The 15210-nt window shown below is 58.7% G+C and carries 14 protein-coding genes; 7 read left to right on the forward strand and 7 right to left on the reverse strand.

Going from position 1 to position 15210, the window contains the following annotated elements; translation table 11 throughout:
• On the forward strand, positions 1-773 hold a 773-nt coding region (locus H9S92_RS01385), incomplete at its 5' end, for a transposase (RefSeq protein WP_187464848.1).
• A 30-nt stretch (positions 774-803) separates the two neighbouring features.
• Here the strand turns inward: H9S92_RS01385 and H9S92_RS01390 are convergent.
• Complete coding sequence (locus tag H9S92_RS01390) at positions 804-2156, reverse strand: DEAD/DEAH box helicase (RefSeq protein ID WP_187464940.1); 1353 nt, start codon at positions 2154-2156, stop codon at positions 804-806.
• Positions 2157-2477: 321 nt separating this feature from the next.
• Here H9S92_RS01390 and H9S92_RS01395 point away from each other — a divergent pair, with 321 nt between their 5' ends.
• Together H9S92_RS01395 and H9S92_RS01400 are read left to right on the forward strand one after the other, a co-directional pair.
• Entirely contained in the window at positions 2478-4106 is a 1629-nt protein-coding gene (locus tag H9S92_RS01395) for a S8 family peptidase (protein ID WP_187464941.1), read from the forward strand.
• A 246-nt stretch (positions 4107-4352) separates the two neighbouring features.
• A complete protein-coding gene (locus H9S92_RS01400) occupies positions 4353-5372 on the forward strand; it encodes a hypothetical protein (RefSeq protein ID WP_187464942.1) in 1020 nt (339 codons plus the stop codon).
• A 233-nt stretch (positions 5373-5605) separates the two neighbouring features.
• Here the strand turns inward: H9S92_RS01400 and H9S92_RS01405 are convergent, their stop codons facing one another.
• The 6 genes from H9S92_RS01405 to H9S92_RS01430 all read right to left on the reverse strand — a co-directional run bounded on the left by H9S92_RS01405 (position 5606) and on the right by H9S92_RS01430 (position 10370).
• Positions 5606-6490 carry a glycosyltransferase family 2 protein gene (locus tag H9S92_RS01405; RefSeq protein ID WP_187464943.1) on the reverse strand — a complete coding sequence of 295 codons (885 nt, stop codon included), beginning with the start codon at positions 6488-6490 and terminating at the stop codon, positions 5606-5608.
• Between the two features lies 1 nt (position 6491).
• Positions 6492-7220, reverse strand: a complete 729-nt coding sequence (locus tag H9S92_RS01410; protein WP_187464944.1) for a 5-oxoprolinase subunit PxpA — start codon at positions 7218-7220, stop codon at positions 6492-6494.
• Positions 7221-7230: 10 nt separating this feature from the next.
• Positions 7231-7869 carry a deoxynucleoside kinase gene (locus tag H9S92_RS01415; protein ID WP_187464945.1) on the reverse strand — a complete coding sequence of 213 codons (639 nt, stop codon included), beginning with the start codon at positions 7867-7869 and terminating at the stop codon, positions 7231-7233.
• Between the two features lie 102 nt (positions 7870-7971).
• Positions 7972-8748 (reverse strand): acetylglutamate kinase, encoded by a 777-nt coding sequence (argB, locus tag H9S92_RS01420; RefSeq protein WP_222935930.1) that lies wholly within the window; start codon positions 8746-8748, stop codon positions 7972-7974.
• Positions 8749-8954: 206 nt separating this feature from the next.
• On the reverse strand, positions 8955-9236 hold the full coding sequence (locus tag H9S92_RS01425; RefSeq protein ID WP_187464947.1) for a hypothetical protein: 282 nt from the start codon (positions 9234-9236) through the stop codon (positions 8955-8957).
• Positions 9237-9368: 132 nt separating this feature from the next.
• Positions 9369-10370, reverse strand: a complete 1002-nt coding sequence (locus H9S92_RS01430) for a TraB/GumN family protein (RefSeq protein ID WP_187464948.1) — start codon at positions 10368-10370, stop codon at positions 9369-9371.
• A gap of 150 nt (positions 10371-10520) precedes the next feature.
• On the opposite strand from H9S92_RS01430, the gene H9S92_RS01435 reads away from it, so the two are divergent.
• The 4 genes from H9S92_RS01435 (at position 10521) to ahcY (ending at position 15177) form a co-directional block, all read left to right on the forward strand.
• Positions 10521-10937 (forward strand): DoxX family protein, encoded by a 417-nt coding sequence (locus H9S92_RS01435; protein WP_187464949.1) that lies wholly within the window; start codon positions 10521-10523, stop codon positions 10935-10937.
• Positions 10938-11438: 501 nt separating this feature from the next.
• Positions 11439-12569, forward strand: coding sequence for a sensor histidine kinase (locus H9S92_RS01440; RefSeq protein WP_187464950.1), 1131 nt, complete (start codon positions 11439-11441; stop codon positions 12567-12569).
• The gene (locus H9S92_RS01445; RefSeq protein ID WP_187464951.1) at positions 12490-13233 is read left to right on the forward strand and encodes a LytR/AlgR family response regulator transcription factor; all 744 of its coding nucleotides are present in this window, start codon (positions 12490-12492) and stop codon (positions 13231-13233) included. The genes H9S92_RS01440 and H9S92_RS01445 overlap by 80 nt, the downstream gene beginning before the upstream one ends.
• 630 nt (positions 13234-13863) lie before the next feature.
• Positions 13864-15177: an adenosylhomocysteinase gene (ahcY, locus tag H9S92_RS01450; protein WP_187464952.1), complete on the forward strand. Its 1314-nt coding sequence runs from the start codon at positions 13864-13866 to the stop codon at positions 15175-15177.
• Positions 15178-15210 lie beyond the last annotated feature (33 nt).

Consider the following 15210-nt stretch of genomic DNA (forward strand, 5'->3'; position numbering starts at 1 on the left):
AATCTTTGCTGGATTATTATGCCGAAATCCTTGAGCAACGGGCTGACGAACTGCTCCAGATCAGTAAATACGTGGTAGTCGATGCGTACTTTTCCCGAAATCCATTCATCCAACGCGTTGTCAATGCAGGTTTTCATGTAGTCTCCCGCTTGCGTAAAAACGTCAGTCTGCGCTACTACTACAGCGGACCACAAAAGTCAAAAGGGCGGCCTAAGGAATATGCTGGCTTTGTCAACTTATTTAACCTTGATCCTGCCGTATTTAGTCGAGTGGAAGCGCTGAGTTCACCTCAAACCGTTGCTTGGACGGGCGTGGTTCAACTAAAAGTAGCAGGATTAAAAATCCGTATCGTGGTTATACACCAACTTGACGAAAAAAACAAAATCAAGTCTGTGAAGGTATACATGAGCACCGATGTTGATCAGCCAGCCGAACAAATTGTCCATGCTTACCGCTGTCGTTACCAACAAGAATTCATTTTCCGCGATGGCAAGCAGTTCAGCGGTTTAGAAGAGGGGCAAGGGCGTGATTGGCTTAAGATCGACTTCCACGTCAACTGCGCGCTAACGGTAGTTAATTTGGCTAAAGCTGCCCACCACTTAGCGGTTCCCGACCTTGAACGCGGAGCATTTTCCATGGCTGATATTACAACTGCCTATACCAATGAGCGCTTGGCTTTACGCATTTTCAGCAGGTGTGGGATTGACCCGAACCTGCCAAAAAGTCAAGAGGTACTGGCGGAGGTCAGGAACTACGCCGCTAGAGCAGCTTGAAATCGCAGCGGACCATTGAATATTAAATCCTCAACTCTTCCGCCCCTTCTTCTTCCCCCTTGGCTTCTGCCCCCTGGTCTGTGGTTTTTTGTATTTCGCCATCATTTTGTCGCGGCGGCCCACGCGGACGTTCACTTTCTGGTTTTTGAGGCTCTTTTCGTGGAAGGCCGCATTTTCCGGGGCGGGGCGGATGAACACCGTGTTTTCCGCCACGTATTCGGGTTCCTGCTCCAGGGCGATGAGCTCGTCGGAGAGGAGGCGCGGCGCGGGGTGGGGGAGGGTGGGGATGCTGCGGCCCATCAGCGCCTCGATGGCGGCCAGCGCCTCCGCATCCTCCGGGGCGTGGAAGGTGATCGCCACCCCCTGTTCTTCAGCCCGGCCGGTGCGGCCCACGCGGTGGATGTGTTTTTCGGCGGTGTCGGAGACGTCGAAGTTGACGACGTGGGTGACCGCTGAGACGTCCAGGCCGCGCGCCACCAGGTCGGTAGCAATCAGGCAGCGGTAGGTGCCGGCCTCGAAGGCCGCCACGGTATTGAAGCGGAAGTTTTGGGACTTGGAGGAGTGGATCACCCCCAGGGCTTCGCCGAAGGTGGGTTCCAGGCGCTCGTAGAGGATGTCGGCCAGCTTTTTGGTGCTCACAAAAACGAGGACTTTGCGGAACCCGGCCTCCGTTTGCAGGAGGTGCTCCAGCAAATTGGCCTTGGAATTGAAGTTCGGCAGCGCGTAGCCATATTGGTCAATGTTCTCCAGCGGCGCGCCGGAGGGGGCGGCTTCGACCACCTCAAAGTGGTCGGTAAACTGCTGGATGGTTTCCAGCACTTCGTCGATCATCGTGGCCGAGAAGAAGAGGTGTTGGCGCTTGCGGGGCAGGAATTCGAGGATGTCGTTGAGCTGGGCGCGGAAGCCAAGGTCGAGCATCTCGTCCACCTCATCGAGGATGAGGCGCTTGACCTGCTTGAGCTTCAGAATGCCGTCTTTGAGCAGATCGACCAGGCGGCCGGGGGTGCCGACGATGACGTCCAGGCCCACTTCCACCTCGGCCTTGTGGACCTTCAGGTTGGTGCCGCCGTAGACGCCGACGACTTCCAGATTGAGGTAGGCGGAGAGCTTGCGGACCTCCCCGACGACCTGCAAAACGAGCTCGCGCGTCGGCACAATGATCAAAATCTGGGGGTAGGGCGACTTCGTAAATTGCCACAGCCGCAGGCTCGGCAGCAGGTAGGCGAAGGTCTTCCCCGTACCGGTTTGGGCGATGCCGACCACGTCGCGGCCCGCCATGATCGGCCCGAAAGCCTTTTCCTGGATGGCGGTGGGCGTCGTGATGCCGAGGTCGTCCAGGGCGCTGAGCAGGGGCTTGTTCAGGTTAAGATCTTCAAAAGTCATGGGGCGAAGATACGGCATTGCTCCTTCGTCCTTCCTTTGCACCTGCGTCCGCGCCCAATTCTGCTGTTTGAACCAGGAGGGCGCGGACGCAGGTGCTCCCCCCCGACCCCCCGAAGGGGGGAGTCAGGACAGGGAGCAAGGGAAGGCCCGGGCCCCAAACTTTAAAATTTCCTTAAGGACCACCGTGGCCCGGGGCGACGTTTATCGTCAAACCGCAATAATTCGTCGGCGGGGAAGCCATTTTGGTAGTCCTTTCCGCCAATCCGCCGGGTAATGCGCCGCGAAAGCGCTTACTTTGCGGGCTAATTCTAAGCCAACCGCATGAAACAACTACTCTTTTTCGCCCTCCTCCTGCTTTCTACCGCGCTGGTGGCCCAGATGGAAGCTCCCCAAAACTGGTGGGACCTGGACCGCACGGAAGACTCCTTCCCCGGCGTGAGCGCCAAAAAAGCCCACGCCTACCTGCAGGGCAAACAAGCCCAAACGGTCGTCGTGGCCGTCATCGACTCCGGCGTGGACGTCGAGCACGAAGACCTTAAATCCATCATCTGGACCAACCCCGGCGAAGTGGCCGGCAACGGCATCGACGACGACAACAACGGCTACGTGGACGACATCCACGGCTGGAACTTCATCGGCGGCAAAAATGGGGAAAACGTCAACTACGAGAACCTCGAGATTGTCCGCCTCTACAACACCTACCACAAAAAATATAACAACCGCAACCGCGACGGACTGAGCAAGGACGAAAAAGCGGAGTACGACGACTACGTGGAATACAAGCGGATCATCGACGAGAAAGTCGGTGAACTCGCCCCCACTTACGCCCAGATCACGGCCATCTCCGCCGGCATCGATAAGATGATCGCCCAGATCGGCAAGCCCGTCGAAGACATCACCGCCGAAGACGTCGCTGGCCTGGAAACCCAGGACATGATGCTCAACCAGATCAAGAGCATCGTCGCCGGTGCCGCCGCCCAGGGTGGTAGCATGGCTTCCCTCTACGAAGAGCTTTCCGGCTACCTCGACTACCTGAAAGGCCAGGTGGAGTACAACTACAACGTTGACTTCGACGCCCGCAGCATCGTCGGTGATAACCCCGGCAACCTCGACGACCGCAACTACGGCAACAACGACGTCACCGGCCCCGACGCCGGCCACGGTACCCACGTAGCGGGCATCATCGCCGCCGTGCGCAACAACAACATCGGCGTTGACGGCATCGGTGGCGCTACGGTCCGCATCATGTCCGTCCGCACCGTCCCCAACGGCGACGAGCGCGATAAAGACGTGGCCAACGCCATCCGTTACGCCGTGGACAACGGTGCTTCCGTCATCAACATGAGCTTCGGCAAAGGCTACAGCCCCTACAAAGGCGCCGTAGACGAAGCGATGAAGTACGCCGAGAAAAACGACGTCCTGCTCGTCCACGCCGCCGGCAACGACGGCAAAATGCTGACGCTGGAAAACAACTACCCCAACGACACCTACGAAGGCAAGAAGAAAACCAGCAAGACCTGGATCGAGGTAGGTGCGGCCAGCTCCAACTACAACGAAGACCTGGCAGCGTCTTTCTCTAATTACAACAAGAGCTACGTCGACGTCTTCGCCCCCGGCCACCGGATCTACTCTACCGTCCCCGGCAGCGAATACGAAACGAACAGCGGGACCTCCATGGCCGCACCAATGGTGGCCGGCATCGCCGCCCTGCTGCGCAGCTACTTCCCCGACCTGACCGCCCAGCAAGTCCGTGAAGTCATCCTCGAATCCGCCCTGCCCGTCACCCTCCAGGTGAAAAAGCCCGGCAGCGACGAGGAGCTGATCAGCTTCGGCGAGCTCTCCGCCACCGGTGGCCTGGCCAACGCCTACTCCGCCGTCAAACTGGCCGAGCAAACCAAGGGCAAGAAGAAGAAAGTCGCCAAGCGCGATGCAACGCTGATGATGTTCTAATCCAGGCATCAGCTTTGTCTTCCGAGCAGGGGGAGCATCCGCAAGTGTGGGTGCTCCCCCTCTTGCGTTTTGAGCAAGCTAAGTGGAAGAATTGGCGGCTTTCGTCGAAAACAATTCGGCGAATGTGAGCGAATCGCTACCTTGGGGACGTTTCAACAGTCCCTCTGCTCCGGCTGCCGGCCGGGCAACGGGGCAGTTGCTCATTCACCTCCCTTCACCATCATCAAGCGTTTCAATCCATCTGTCATGCCGGTTTTCAACGATCTCAAAAAACTTTTCTTCGGAGCCAAATCCGTCGCCAAGCACCAGGCCAGTAAAGCAGGGGAGGCGGCCAAACAAGTGGGCGACGACCTGGCCAGCGCCAGCGAAGACCTGCTGGACACCACCAAAGAAGCCGCCCGCGAGTTGATGGAAAAAGCCCCCGGCTACATCGCCAAAGGCAAAGATGCCCTCGAAGACCTCAGCGATAAGATCTGGCGCGATGCCGATGCGGCGGTAGACAAAGGCAAAGAACTCAAGGACAAAGCCAGCGAATCCGTCAACCGCCAGCTCGACGAACTCAAAACCAAACCCGCCCCCCCCACCGACCCCCTGGATTTCAGCGAAGACTTTGACCTGGGCGACCTCGTCCCCACTTCCCCCACCGAAGCCCCCAAGGGAAAGATCAACTTCGAGGAAGACCTCATCGAAGACGAGCCGGGCAAGTTCTCCAAAGCTGCCGGATCCATCGGTGCCGCCGCCAGCTCCGCCCTTGATGGGGCCGCCAAAGCCGGTGCCGCCGCCAAAGAACAGGCCGGTAAACTGGCCGAAAAAGTAGGTGAAGTCAGTGAGGAAGTAGGCGCCAAAGTCCTGGAAAAAGGCGACGAACTCCTCAGCCGCGCCGCCGAAATGGGCGCCGACATGAAAGGCAAATTCAATGAGTTCGTCACCTACGCCAACACCGAGGCAGAGAAAATGAAACTCGAGGAAAGCATCGAAGAAGCCAAACGCGCCGCCGAACAGGCCGAAGCCCGCGCCCGCGCCTTCGACGGCAAGGAAAGCGCCCGCGATACCTCCGAGTCCGTCCTGGGCGGTACCGATTCTTTCTTCGATCGCGCCGATCGTTTTGCCAAAGGCGATTACCACAACGAAGGCGGCAAGGACATGACCATCAAGACCGACCCGAATGCAAAGCCGAAAAAAGAAGGCGGCATGATCACTGGTTTCACCGACTCCGACGGGGATGGGGATAGCCTTATCGATGATGCGGTGATTGATGAGGATTAATCCTCCTCTGTTTTTTCGGGAGCTTCGCTTCTCGTATTTGAACCACTAAGAGCACTAAGTTCACTAAGGGGCACTAAGAAAAAATCTTAGTGTTGCTTAGTGAACTTAGTGGTTCAAAAAAGAGCGAAGCTCCCTTAGTTGCTCTTAGTGCTCTTAGTGAACTTAGTGGTTCAAAAAAAAGAGCGAAGCTCTTTACCCTAGTATATGTAGTGGTTCAAAAAAAGAGCGAAGCGCTAAAAAAGAGCGAAAAAAACCTTCCCCAACGTAGCTCCCAGCTCCCGCCAATCCCCCCACCGCGCATAAGAAAGCGCCTTCCACCAGCTCCCCAAAGCCGCCCTAAGCTGCCCATTCCGCTCCAGCTGCCGGGTGAAGTGCAGGTGCTGATGAACCACCTGCCGGCGGTAAAACTCAAACGGCACCCGCTGCGGCACCCCCGGCAGGTTGTAGGCTGCGGCCAGTCGGCGGATGTTGTCTTGCAGCCGTTGTTCGTCCAGGTAAGTCGCGCTGCGTTGTGCGGGGTGGAGGTTGACCACGGCCGTGTGCGCCGCCACCTGATAAAGCGGATGCTCCACCAAAACCGCGCTCAGCCAAAGGAAATCGTCGAGCAACAGCAGGTCTTCATCAAAGGGCCTGGCCCGCAGCAGGTCGCGACGAATCAGCATCCCGAACAGTCCGGCGGGGTGGGCCCAGTACTGCGCGAGCGCGTCCTGGCCATTGACGTAATTGACGCCCCTCTCTTCGCTTTTGCCGCGCAGGATCAGTCCGCTGCGGTAAATCGGGTGCTGAAATTTGTCTTCCCGCATGGCGGCGTGCAGCACGGCCAGGTGCCCGGGTTGCAGGAGGTCGTCGTCGTCCAGAAAGCCCAGAAATTCGCCCCGGGCCAGTCCTACGCCGCTGTTGCGGGCCCCGTTGAGTTGGCGGTTTTCCTGGTAGTGGTAGCGGATGCGGGGGTCGGTGAAGGCGGCAACGGTGCTGGCGGTACCGTCCGTAGAGCCGTCGTCAACGACGATGAGTTCCCAGTGCGGGTAGCTTTGGTCCAGCACACTCTGGATGGCCGCCGGGAGCTGGGCGGCGCGGTTGTGGGTGGGGATGACGATGGAAAACAGGGGTTGCTCCATCCTACTTTTTTCTTGGTCCCAGCACCTCGCGCACGGCCCTGGCCCGCGCCACCGCGCCGGGATGATCGCCGTGGAGGCAGATGGTTTTTACGGACAGCGGGTAAAAATCTCCGTTGTGGGCCCGGACGAGCTGCGAGCGCGCCAGCAGCCGCACCTGTTCGGCGGCGGCAGCGGGATCCTCCAGAAGGGCATCATCTTTATCGCGCGGCCGCAGGTGCAGGGAATTGTCGTACCGGCGATCGGCGAAACCCTCCGGCCAAAAGTCGAGGCCGGCAGCATGGGCCTCCGCCGCCAAAGCACTGCCGGGCAAGCCGTAGAGGATGGGGATGCCCAGGGATTTGACGACCCTCACGACCACCTTAGCCGCCGCCGCGTCGCCGCCGGCAAAGTGGTAGAGGGCGCCGTGGAGTTTGACGTGGTGGAGCGTCCCTCCGGCCACCTCCAGCATGCCGCGCAGGGCCGAGATTTGGTAAAGCAGGAGGGCTTCCAGCGCTTCCAAAGGCATAAGAATGACCCTGCGCCCGAAATTCTTGCGGTCGGGGTAGCTCGGGTGGGCCCCGATGTTTACCCCGTGGCGGAGGGCCAGGTCGATCGTCTTTTGCATCGTCAGCGCATCGCCGCCGTGGAAACCGCAGGCGACGTTGCAACTGTCCAGCAGCGGCATCAGGGCCTCGTCGTTCCCGATCCGTTGGTGGTACCAGGATTCTCCCAGGTCGGCGTTGAGGTCCATGCTGGGGGATTTAGACTTCTTCGAAGAGACCGTGGAGTTTGGCCTGGACTTTCTCGACCACCTTGCCGAGGTCTTCGGCCTTGTTGGCAAAGTCGATGGTGTCTACGTCAATGATGAGGATATTGCCGTCGCGGTAGGTCGAAATCCAGTCTTCGTAGCGGCGGTTGAGCTTCTTGAGGTAATCCAACGACATGCTGCCTTCGTAGTCCCGCCCCCGGCTTTCGATGTGGGCCACCAGGGTGCCGATGCCCGCGCGCAGGTAGATCAGCAGATCGGGTGGGGAGATGCGCTTGGTCATGGTTTCGAACAGCTTGGTGTAGTTGTCGAAGTCCCGTTGCGTCATCAGCCCCATGTCGTGGAGGTTGGGCGCGAAGATGTGGGCGTCTTCGTAGATGGTGCGGTCTTGGATAACGGTCCGTTCGCCTTCCTGGATGCGGAGGATCTGGGCGTAGCGGTTGTGCAGGAAGTAGACCTGGAGGTTGAAGCTCCAGCGCTGCATGTCGTTGTAGAAGTCGCTGAGGTAGGGGTTGTCGTCGGCGCTTTCGTAGTGAACATCCCAGCCGAAGTGCTGCCCCAGGCGCGTGCAAAGCGTGGTTTTACCGGCACCGATGTTGCCAGCGATGGCGACGTGTTTGATCTGTTTGGACATGCGGGTAAAGTTATGCTCTCCGCCGGTTGCTTGGGTGCTTTTTGTTGGTCTTTTTGCTATTGGGCCGTCGTCAGCTTCCCCCAGCGACCCCATGAACCGGCGCTACCCATCCGCCCGGCAACGCGTACCCCGCCCCGCCCGGTGCGCAGCCAGATCGCCGATGATGACTTCGCTGACGCCAGCGGCAACGGCGGCGAAGGCATTGTCCAGCTTGGGGATCATCCCGCCGCCGATGCTGCCGTCGGCCAGGGCGTCGGCGTAAAGCGAGGGGTTCAACTCGGGGATGACGGAAGCCGGGTCGTGGAGGTCGCGCAAGACCCCCGGCAATTCAAAACAGTAGCGCAGCGATACCTGGTAGCCGTGGGTGGCCAGCGCGGTAGCCGTAGCCTTGGCAATGGTATCGGCGTTGGTGTTGAGCAATTGCCCGCGTTGGTCGTGGGTAATGGGGCAAAGGACGGGCCGCAGCCCCAGGTCCAGCAATCCCGCCAACAAAACGGCATTGACCGCCTGCACATCCCCCGCAAAACCGTAATCGATCGTTTTTACCGGTCTTTTGGTGGCCAGTACGCTGTTGCCGTCGGCCCCACTCAGGCCGATGGCGTTGCAGCCCCGCCGTTGGAGCTGGGCGACGAGGTCTTTGTTCAGCAGGCCGGCGTAGACCATAGTGACGATCTCCAGGGTAGCGGCGTCGGTAATGCGCCGTCCGTCGATCATCACTGGTTCGTGGCCCAGCTCACGCAAGACCTGGCTGGCTTTCTTGCCGCCGCCGTGGACGAGTACCGCCGCGCCGGGCAGCGCGGCAAAATAATCGAGGGCATCGTGCAGGGCAGCGGGCTGGTCTAAGACGTTGCCGCCGATTTTTAGGATGGTCAGTTGCATGGGCACGAAATTGGACTGGGCGGGGGAAAGATGGCGTTAATCTCTTCCGCTTTTACAGGTTCATTTATAGTCCACCGCCCGCCATAACGAGGCTGGGTGGAAGGAGAGGGAAGTGCGGGAGAATGGGAAATAGTCAAGTATTTACCGAGGGTGGTCTGTGTTATGCCTACCGCAGGCGTATGGTGTTTGGAGAATTGTGGTGTCTGCTAGAGGTTCTCAATTTCTTCTGTAGATAATCCGGTGTATTGAGCGATTTTTTCATTGGGGACACCATCTGCTTTCATTCCTTTGGCAATTTCTGTCTTGCTCTCGATTTTTCCTTTCACCTCGCCCTCCTCAAATGCTGTATCTACTACATTTTTGAGGTCTCGATAATACTTCAAGCTATCCTCGTAAAGTTCCCGCTCTTTTTCATTTACCTCCTCTCCAAACAACTTTTTAAACCCAAAGTCAGTCAGGGGATTAATGTATTTATCTGATAATGCCATAATCCTTTATTTTACCCTACGAAGATACGGCTGCGGGGGATAGGGAGCAATTTTTAGTAGGGTTTTGATTGCCACCTACCCTGGGCAAATTCCAAGGCAATCCATGGTCTAAAACGCCCAAGGGTCTTGCCACTAGTAAACAGGCTCCACCGTAAGTCCGGCGGAGCGCAACAGGGCAATCACGCCACGGTCGCCGCCCAGGTGCCCTGCTCCCACCGCATAAAACCCTGCACCTGCGTTGAGCGCCCCCATGTTTTGCTGGATGATGGGCACCCAATTGGCGTTGCGTTTGGTGAGCAGCAGCTCTTCGAAACGGGCGACGCCCGCGCTTTCCTCGGTGATGGTGCTGGCCAGTTCGGCGACGGCCTGGCGGCGGTAAATGGCCACGAGCCGCTCCATTTCGGAGGGCAAATCGCCGGTCTCGCTGCCCTGGTCGGCCACCACCGCTTCGTAGAGCATGGTGGCCTGGGCGCGGTAGGGGATGGAGTCAAAAAGGCCCAGCTGGAACTCCATTGTTTCCAGTCCGCCGATGCTTTTGCCGCCCGCTTCGGCCAGTTCGGTGAGTTCCATTTCGTAGCTTTTCATGCCCCCTGCCGTCATGCCCTCGCCCCCCTGCATGGCTTCGAGGTCCTGGCCGACCATTGCGGAGAGGAAAAGGGGCTTCATGCGCTTGAAAATGAAAAAAGGCAGGCCCGATTCGGTGAAATAATTTTCGACGGTGGCGTAGGCTTCCGGTTCGAGCAGGTCCTCCAGGCTGGTGTCTCCCCGCATGTTGATGCGGGTGAGCAGGCCCATGATTTTGGCGGGATTCTGCATGTCGCGGGGGTCGATCTCAAAAAATACCGCTTCGCTGTCGTTGATGGCCTTGACGACGCGGCCGGGCAGGAAGTAGTCTTTTTCGGGGATCAGGTGAATGGTGCCGAAGAGGTAGCTGGGCTGGGCCACGCCGGGCATTTCGATGCGCCACAGCAGGCTCGTATCGTTGGCCGTGGGGCCCAGGCCGGGGCGGAAGGGGGCTGGCGTAGGCTGGGCCTTGGCCACGGGGGTGGGGGAGGGCACGCTGGCCACGGCCGCCGTTTGGCGGTTACAGGCGGCCAGCAGGCAGCCGCAGAAAAAGAGAAGGAGCAGACGCATCACTAGGCACGGTTTTGGGGTCGCCCAAAGGTAAGCGATTGTTGGCTTTGGAAGGCCCATCGCCCGGACCCAATGCCCCGTCTTGTCTTGCAGCACGCCGCCGGGCTACCCCGGGCACCCCGGCAAATCCCCCGGCCGTATCTTCGCGGCATGAAAGACATTTTTGACTTGGTGGGGCGCATTTTGCTCTCGTTCATCTTCTTTTTTGAAGCGTACGACTACTTCGCCTACGAACGGTTGAACAAGGAGGCCATGACCATTTATGGCCTTACCTGGAACCAGGATTTTTTCCTCTACGGAGCCATTCTCTTGCTCCTTTTCGGGGCGCTAACCATTCTTTTTGGCTACCGCATGCGCCTCGGTGCAGTGCTGCTGCTGATCTACTGGATCCCGCTCACCTTCATCGTCCACGACTTCTGGGCTGAGGAGCCGAGCTCTAATGCGTACCGCCTGCAGAGCATCTTTTTCATGAAAAACATCGCCATCATGGGAGGTTTACTCATTGCCGCGACCCACATTTCGGGGAAGTACCGTTTGCGCCGGCTCTTTGCTACTACTAATGTGTGAATGGGTGACCGCCGTAGGCAGCAGCGCTAGCTAATGGCTACCGCAAGGAATAGGCGCGGTCGCAGGTGCAAGGGAAGGGATTAAGGAGCAACGGTGGCCTATATTTATGGCGGTGTTATCTACGACGTTTATGCAGTAGCGCCCCGGCAATCCCGTGCGGCAGCTCATGTTTCGTGCGGCAGCTCATTAGCAGGGCTGTCTGGTGCGGCAGCTCATGTTTCGTGCGGCAGCTCATTCACGCATTCGCTCATTCACGCATTCGCTCATTCACGCATTCGCTTATTCACGCATTCGCTCATTAGCTAGCGCTGCTGCCTCCGGCGGTCACGCATTCGCTCATTAGCTAGCGCTGCTGCTTCCGGCGGTCACGCATTCGCTCATTGGCCCCCCAACCACCCCAACTGGCCACTCACCGAAAGAGCGCCCGACGGATTGGGGAGATTGACTACTTTGTGCCTCCGCACTTCTGGCTTTCTCCACCCTCCGCAAACCTGCCGGCCAATGACGCATTCACCCCGGAGCGCAACCCTGCGGGAATGGCTTTTGCTCTTCCTGCTCTACCTGGGCTTTGCCGGGTTCTACATGTTTTCGCTCTACCTATCGTTTACCTCCCAGTACGCGGATGCCAGACCGAGCTGGGGGATCATTTACCTGGATTACCCCCTCAAGGCGCTCTTTACCGTCCCCGTCTGCTACCTCACTTTCCGGGTGTTTGGCCACTGGCGGCTGGATACGAAGTTGCTCCTGAACCTGGTGCTGATGCCCTTCTGGATCAAAGGCTGGCAACTGACTTACTACTGGATCATTGACAACTGGACCGAGAAGAACCACCTCTCGGGTTCGGGGGAGTGGTGGGACGTTTACATCCCCGGACTATTCTACACGCTGCAATTCGGTATTTTCCACGCCTGGCACTACTACCACAACTTTACCCGCACGGAAATGGCCAGGGTTGAAAACGCCCAGCTGGCCCTGCAAAGCGAGCTCAATGCCCTCAAGGCCCAGCTCAATCCCCATTTTCTCTACAATTCCCTGAACGCCATCAGCGCCAGCACCGGACCCGGGCAGGAGGACACCCGCCGGATGATTGCCCAGCTCAGCGACCTGTTTCGCTACCAGCTGGTGGCCAACCGTCGGGAATACGTTGCCCTGGGCGAAGAGCTGGATTTTGTCAGTGATTACCTCCGTCTGGAGCAGGCCCGCTTCGGGGAACGCATCACTTTCAGCATTCTTGTTGCGCCCGACGATCCCCTGCGCCAGGCCCTCGTGCCCCCCCTCTTGTTGCAGCCGCTGGTAGAAAATGCGGTGCGCCACGGCATCGCCCCCAGCATCATTGGTGGAGAGGTGGTCATCGCCGCCAGCGCCAGCGGGGAGGCCCTGACCTTGAGCGTTTTCAATACCGGCAAACCCTGCGATGTGGCGAAGACCGAACACAGCGCCGGTTATGGCCTGGCCAATACCCGCCGCCGCCTGGCCCTGCTCTACGGCTCCAGCCTCTCCATCTACTCCGACTCCGCCGGCACCCACTGTGTTTTTACCATCCCCCTGCGCTATGCCCCAGACCGTATTATTGATCGACGACGAAGCCCCGGCCCGGAAACTGCTCCGGGAGTACTTGCAAGCGTATCCTGACCTGAAGATTGTTGACGAAGCCACCAACGGCGTGGAGGCGCTGGCGCGCATCCGGGCTTACCGCCCTGACCTGGTTTTTCTGGACGTCCAGATGCCAGGCATGAGCGGCCTGGAAGTGCTGGCCAGTTTGGAGGAACTGCCGCTGGTGGTGTTCAGTACGGCTTACGATCGCTATGCGCTGGAGGCCTTCGAGCTCCACGCCGTCGATTACCTGCTCAAGCCTTACACGGCCGAGCGTTTTCAGCAAGCCATCGCCCGCGTCCGGGAGCGCATCGATAGCCGGCAGCCCAACGTCGCGCGGCTGGTGCAGCAACTGCGCGAAGAAGCTTCCCCCACCCGCTATCCCGATCGCATTCTCGTGGAGCGGGGCGGCAAGTACGTCGCCCTGCCCGTTGCCGACCTGCTGTACGTCCGCGCGGAAGGCGATTACTCCGCCCTGGTCACCAGCGAGCGCTCCTACCTGAGCGCCTACGGATTGGGGGAGACGGAAAGCCGGCTGGATCCGGAAAAGTTCCTGCGCATCCACCGCTCCACGATCATCAACCGCTCGGCCATCCGCGAGATTTACCGCGAAGGCCACGGCTACGATGTGGTACTTACCAATGGGGAGATCGTCCGGGCCAGCCGGGGCTACGCAGCGGTGGTGAAGGGGCTGTTGTTTTGAGGGGGGGCGGCCGGAGGGGCGGAATAAATGAATAAATGAATAAATGAATAATTGAAGAATTCAATAAGCTACCGCGAGGGATGGGCGCGGCCGCAGGTGCAGGGGAAGGGATTAAGGAGCAAGGATAGAAAGGTACCGCAGAGGGAGTCGCGGCAACTGAGACGGTCAATTAGCCTGGCTTTCTACTGTCCAACGAGTGGTCATGCATTTATGGCCCGGGATGCCTTGAGGACGCTGTTCATCTGAGTGTGTCAGGTTTTGCCCAGACCAGGAGGGGCGCCCAGTGTAGCGAGAGGATTTTATCTCTTCGTCTTCATTTGTAAATTGGGGACACACTTAGATGAACAGTCTCATCTCGTGCGGTAGCCCATGTCACCTTAGGTAGCCCACGCAACGTGCGGCAGCTCATGTCTCGCGCGGTAGCCCATGTCTCGTGCGGCAGCTCATGTCTCGTGCGGCAGCTCATGTCTCGTGCGGCAGCCCATGTCTCGTGCGGTAGCTCATGTCTCGTGCGGTAGCCCATTCACGCATTCACTCATTCGCTCATTCACGCATCGGCTCCAAGGCAAAATACCCCGCCCTCGTCTGAACCCTTATCCTTACCTTTGCACCCGCAAAAACCAAAAAGACATGTCTTCAACTACTACCGCGACCCACTTCAAGGTCAAAGATATTAACCTCGCTGCCTGGGGCCGTAAGGAAATCCGCCTGGCCGAGGCTGAGATGCCGGGTCTGATGGCGCTGCGGGAAGAGTTCGGTGCCAGCAAGCCCCTGAAGGGTGCCCGCATTGCCGGCTGCTTGCACATGACCATCCAGACCGCCGTTTTGATCGAGACCCTGGTGGAGCTCGGCGCGGAAGTTACCTGGTCCAGCTGCAACATCTTCTCTACCCAAGACCACGCCGCTGCCGCCATTGCCGCAGCTGGCATCCCCGTTTTCGCCTGGAAGGGCATGAACGAAGAGGAATTCAACTGGTGCATCGAGCAAACCCTCCACGCCTTCGAGGGTGGTAAGCCCCTCAACATGATCCTGGACGACGGCGGTGACCTCACCAACATGGTGCTGGATGAATACCCCCAGCTCGTGGCCGATATCCGTGGTCTCTCCGAGGAAACCACCACGGGCGTACACCGCCTCTACGAGCGTATGAAGAAAGGCACCCTCCCGATGCCCGCCATCAACGTGAATGACTCCGTTACGAAGTCTAAGTTCGACAACAAGTACGGCTGCCAGGAATCTGCCGTCGACGCCATCCGCCGGGCCACCGACGTGATGATGGCCGGCAAGGTCGCCATCGTTGCCGGCTACGGAGACGTTGGTAAGGGCACCGCCGCCTCCCTGCGCGGAGCCGGTTGCCGCTTGATCGTCACCGAAATCGACCCCATCTGCGCCCTGCAAGCGGCCATGGACGGCTACGAAGTCAAGAAAATGAAGACCGCCATCCACCGGGCCGACATCGTCGTCACCGCCACCGGCAACTTCAACATCGTCACCGGCGAGATCTTCGAGATGATGAACGACAAGACCATCGTCTGCAACATCGGCCACTTCGACAACGAAATCGACATGGCCTGGCTGAACAAGAACTACGGCCACACCAAAGACAACATCAAACCTCAGGTCGACCTCTACAACATCAATGGCAAAGACATCATCGTCCTGGCCGAAGGGCGCCTGGTGAACCTGGGTTGTGGCACGGGTCACCCCAGCTTCGTGATGTCCAACTCCTTCACCAACCAGACGCTGGCCCAGCTGGAACTGTGGCAGCACAGCGATAAGTACGAGAACAAGGTCTACATGCTCCCCAAGCACCTGGACGAAAAGGTAGCCCGCCTCCACCTCGCCAAAATCGGCGTGGAGCTGGAAGAACTCCGTCCCGCCCAAGCCGAATACATTGACGTTCCCGTTGCAGGACCCTACAAAGCGGACCACTACCGCTACTAGGATTTCTGTTGCATAACACTTTGAACTTACCAG

This window comes from Neolewinella lacunae, assembly GCF_014349155.1.
In the GTDB taxonomy this organism is placed as follows: Bacteria; Bacteroidota; Bacteroidia; order Chitinophagales; family Saprospiraceae; genus Neolewinella; species Neolewinella lacunae.

What these genes read in the sequence shown, in the direction of transcription:
- H9S92_RS01390 (WP_187464940.1), bottom strand. Translation starts at nt 2,156, where the DNA reads ATGACTTTTGAAGATCTTAACCTGAACAAGCCCCTGCTCAGCGCCCTG.
- H9S92_RS01395 (WP_187464941.1), top strand. Translation starts at nt 2,478, where the DNA reads ATGAAACAACTACTCTTTTTCGCCCTCCTCCTGCTTTCTACCGCGCTG.
- H9S92_RS01400 (WP_187464942.1), top strand. Translation starts at nt 4,353, where the DNA reads ATGCCGGTTTTCAACGATCTCAAAAAACTTTTCTTCGGAGCCAAATCC.
- H9S92_RS01405 (WP_187464943.1), bottom strand. Translation starts at nt 6,490, where the DNA reads ATGGAGCAACCCCTGTTTTCCATCGTCATCCCCACCCACAACCGCGCC.
- H9S92_RS01410 (WP_187464944.1), bottom strand. Translation starts at nt 7,220, where the DNA reads ATGGACCTCAACGCCGACCTGGGAGAATCCTGGTACCACCAACGGATC.
- H9S92_RS01415 (WP_187464945.1), bottom strand. Translation starts at nt 7,869, where the DNA reads ATGTCCAAACAGATCAAACACGTCGCCATCGCTGGCAACATCGGTGCC.
- argB (WP_222935930.1), bottom strand. Translation starts at nt 8,748, where the DNA reads ATGCAACTGACCATCCTAAAAATCGGCGGCAACGTCTTAGACCAGCCC.
- H9S92_RS01425 (WP_187464947.1), bottom strand. Translation starts at nt 9,236, where the DNA reads ATGGCATTATCAGATAAATACATTAATCCCCTGACTGACTTTGGGTTT.
- H9S92_RS01430 (WP_187464948.1), bottom strand. Translation starts at nt 10,370, where the DNA reads ATGCGTCTGCTCCTTCTCTTTTTCTGCGGCTGCCTGCTGGCCGCCTGT.
- H9S92_RS01435 (WP_187464949.1), top strand. Translation starts at nt 10,521, where the DNA reads ATGAAAGACATTTTTGACTTGGTGGGGCGCATTTTGCTCTCGTTCATC.
- H9S92_RS01440 (WP_187464950.1), top strand. Translation starts at nt 11,439, where the DNA reads ATGACGCATTCACCCCGGAGCGCAACCCTGCGGGAATGGCTTTTGCTC.
- H9S92_RS01445 (WP_187464951.1), top strand. Translation starts at nt 12,490, where the DNA reads ATGCCCCAGACCGTATTATTGATCGACGACGAAGCCCCGGCCCGGAAA.
- ahcY (WP_187464952.1), top strand. Translation starts at nt 13,864, where the DNA reads ATGTCTTCAACTACTACCGCGACCCACTTCAAGGTCAAAGATATTAAC.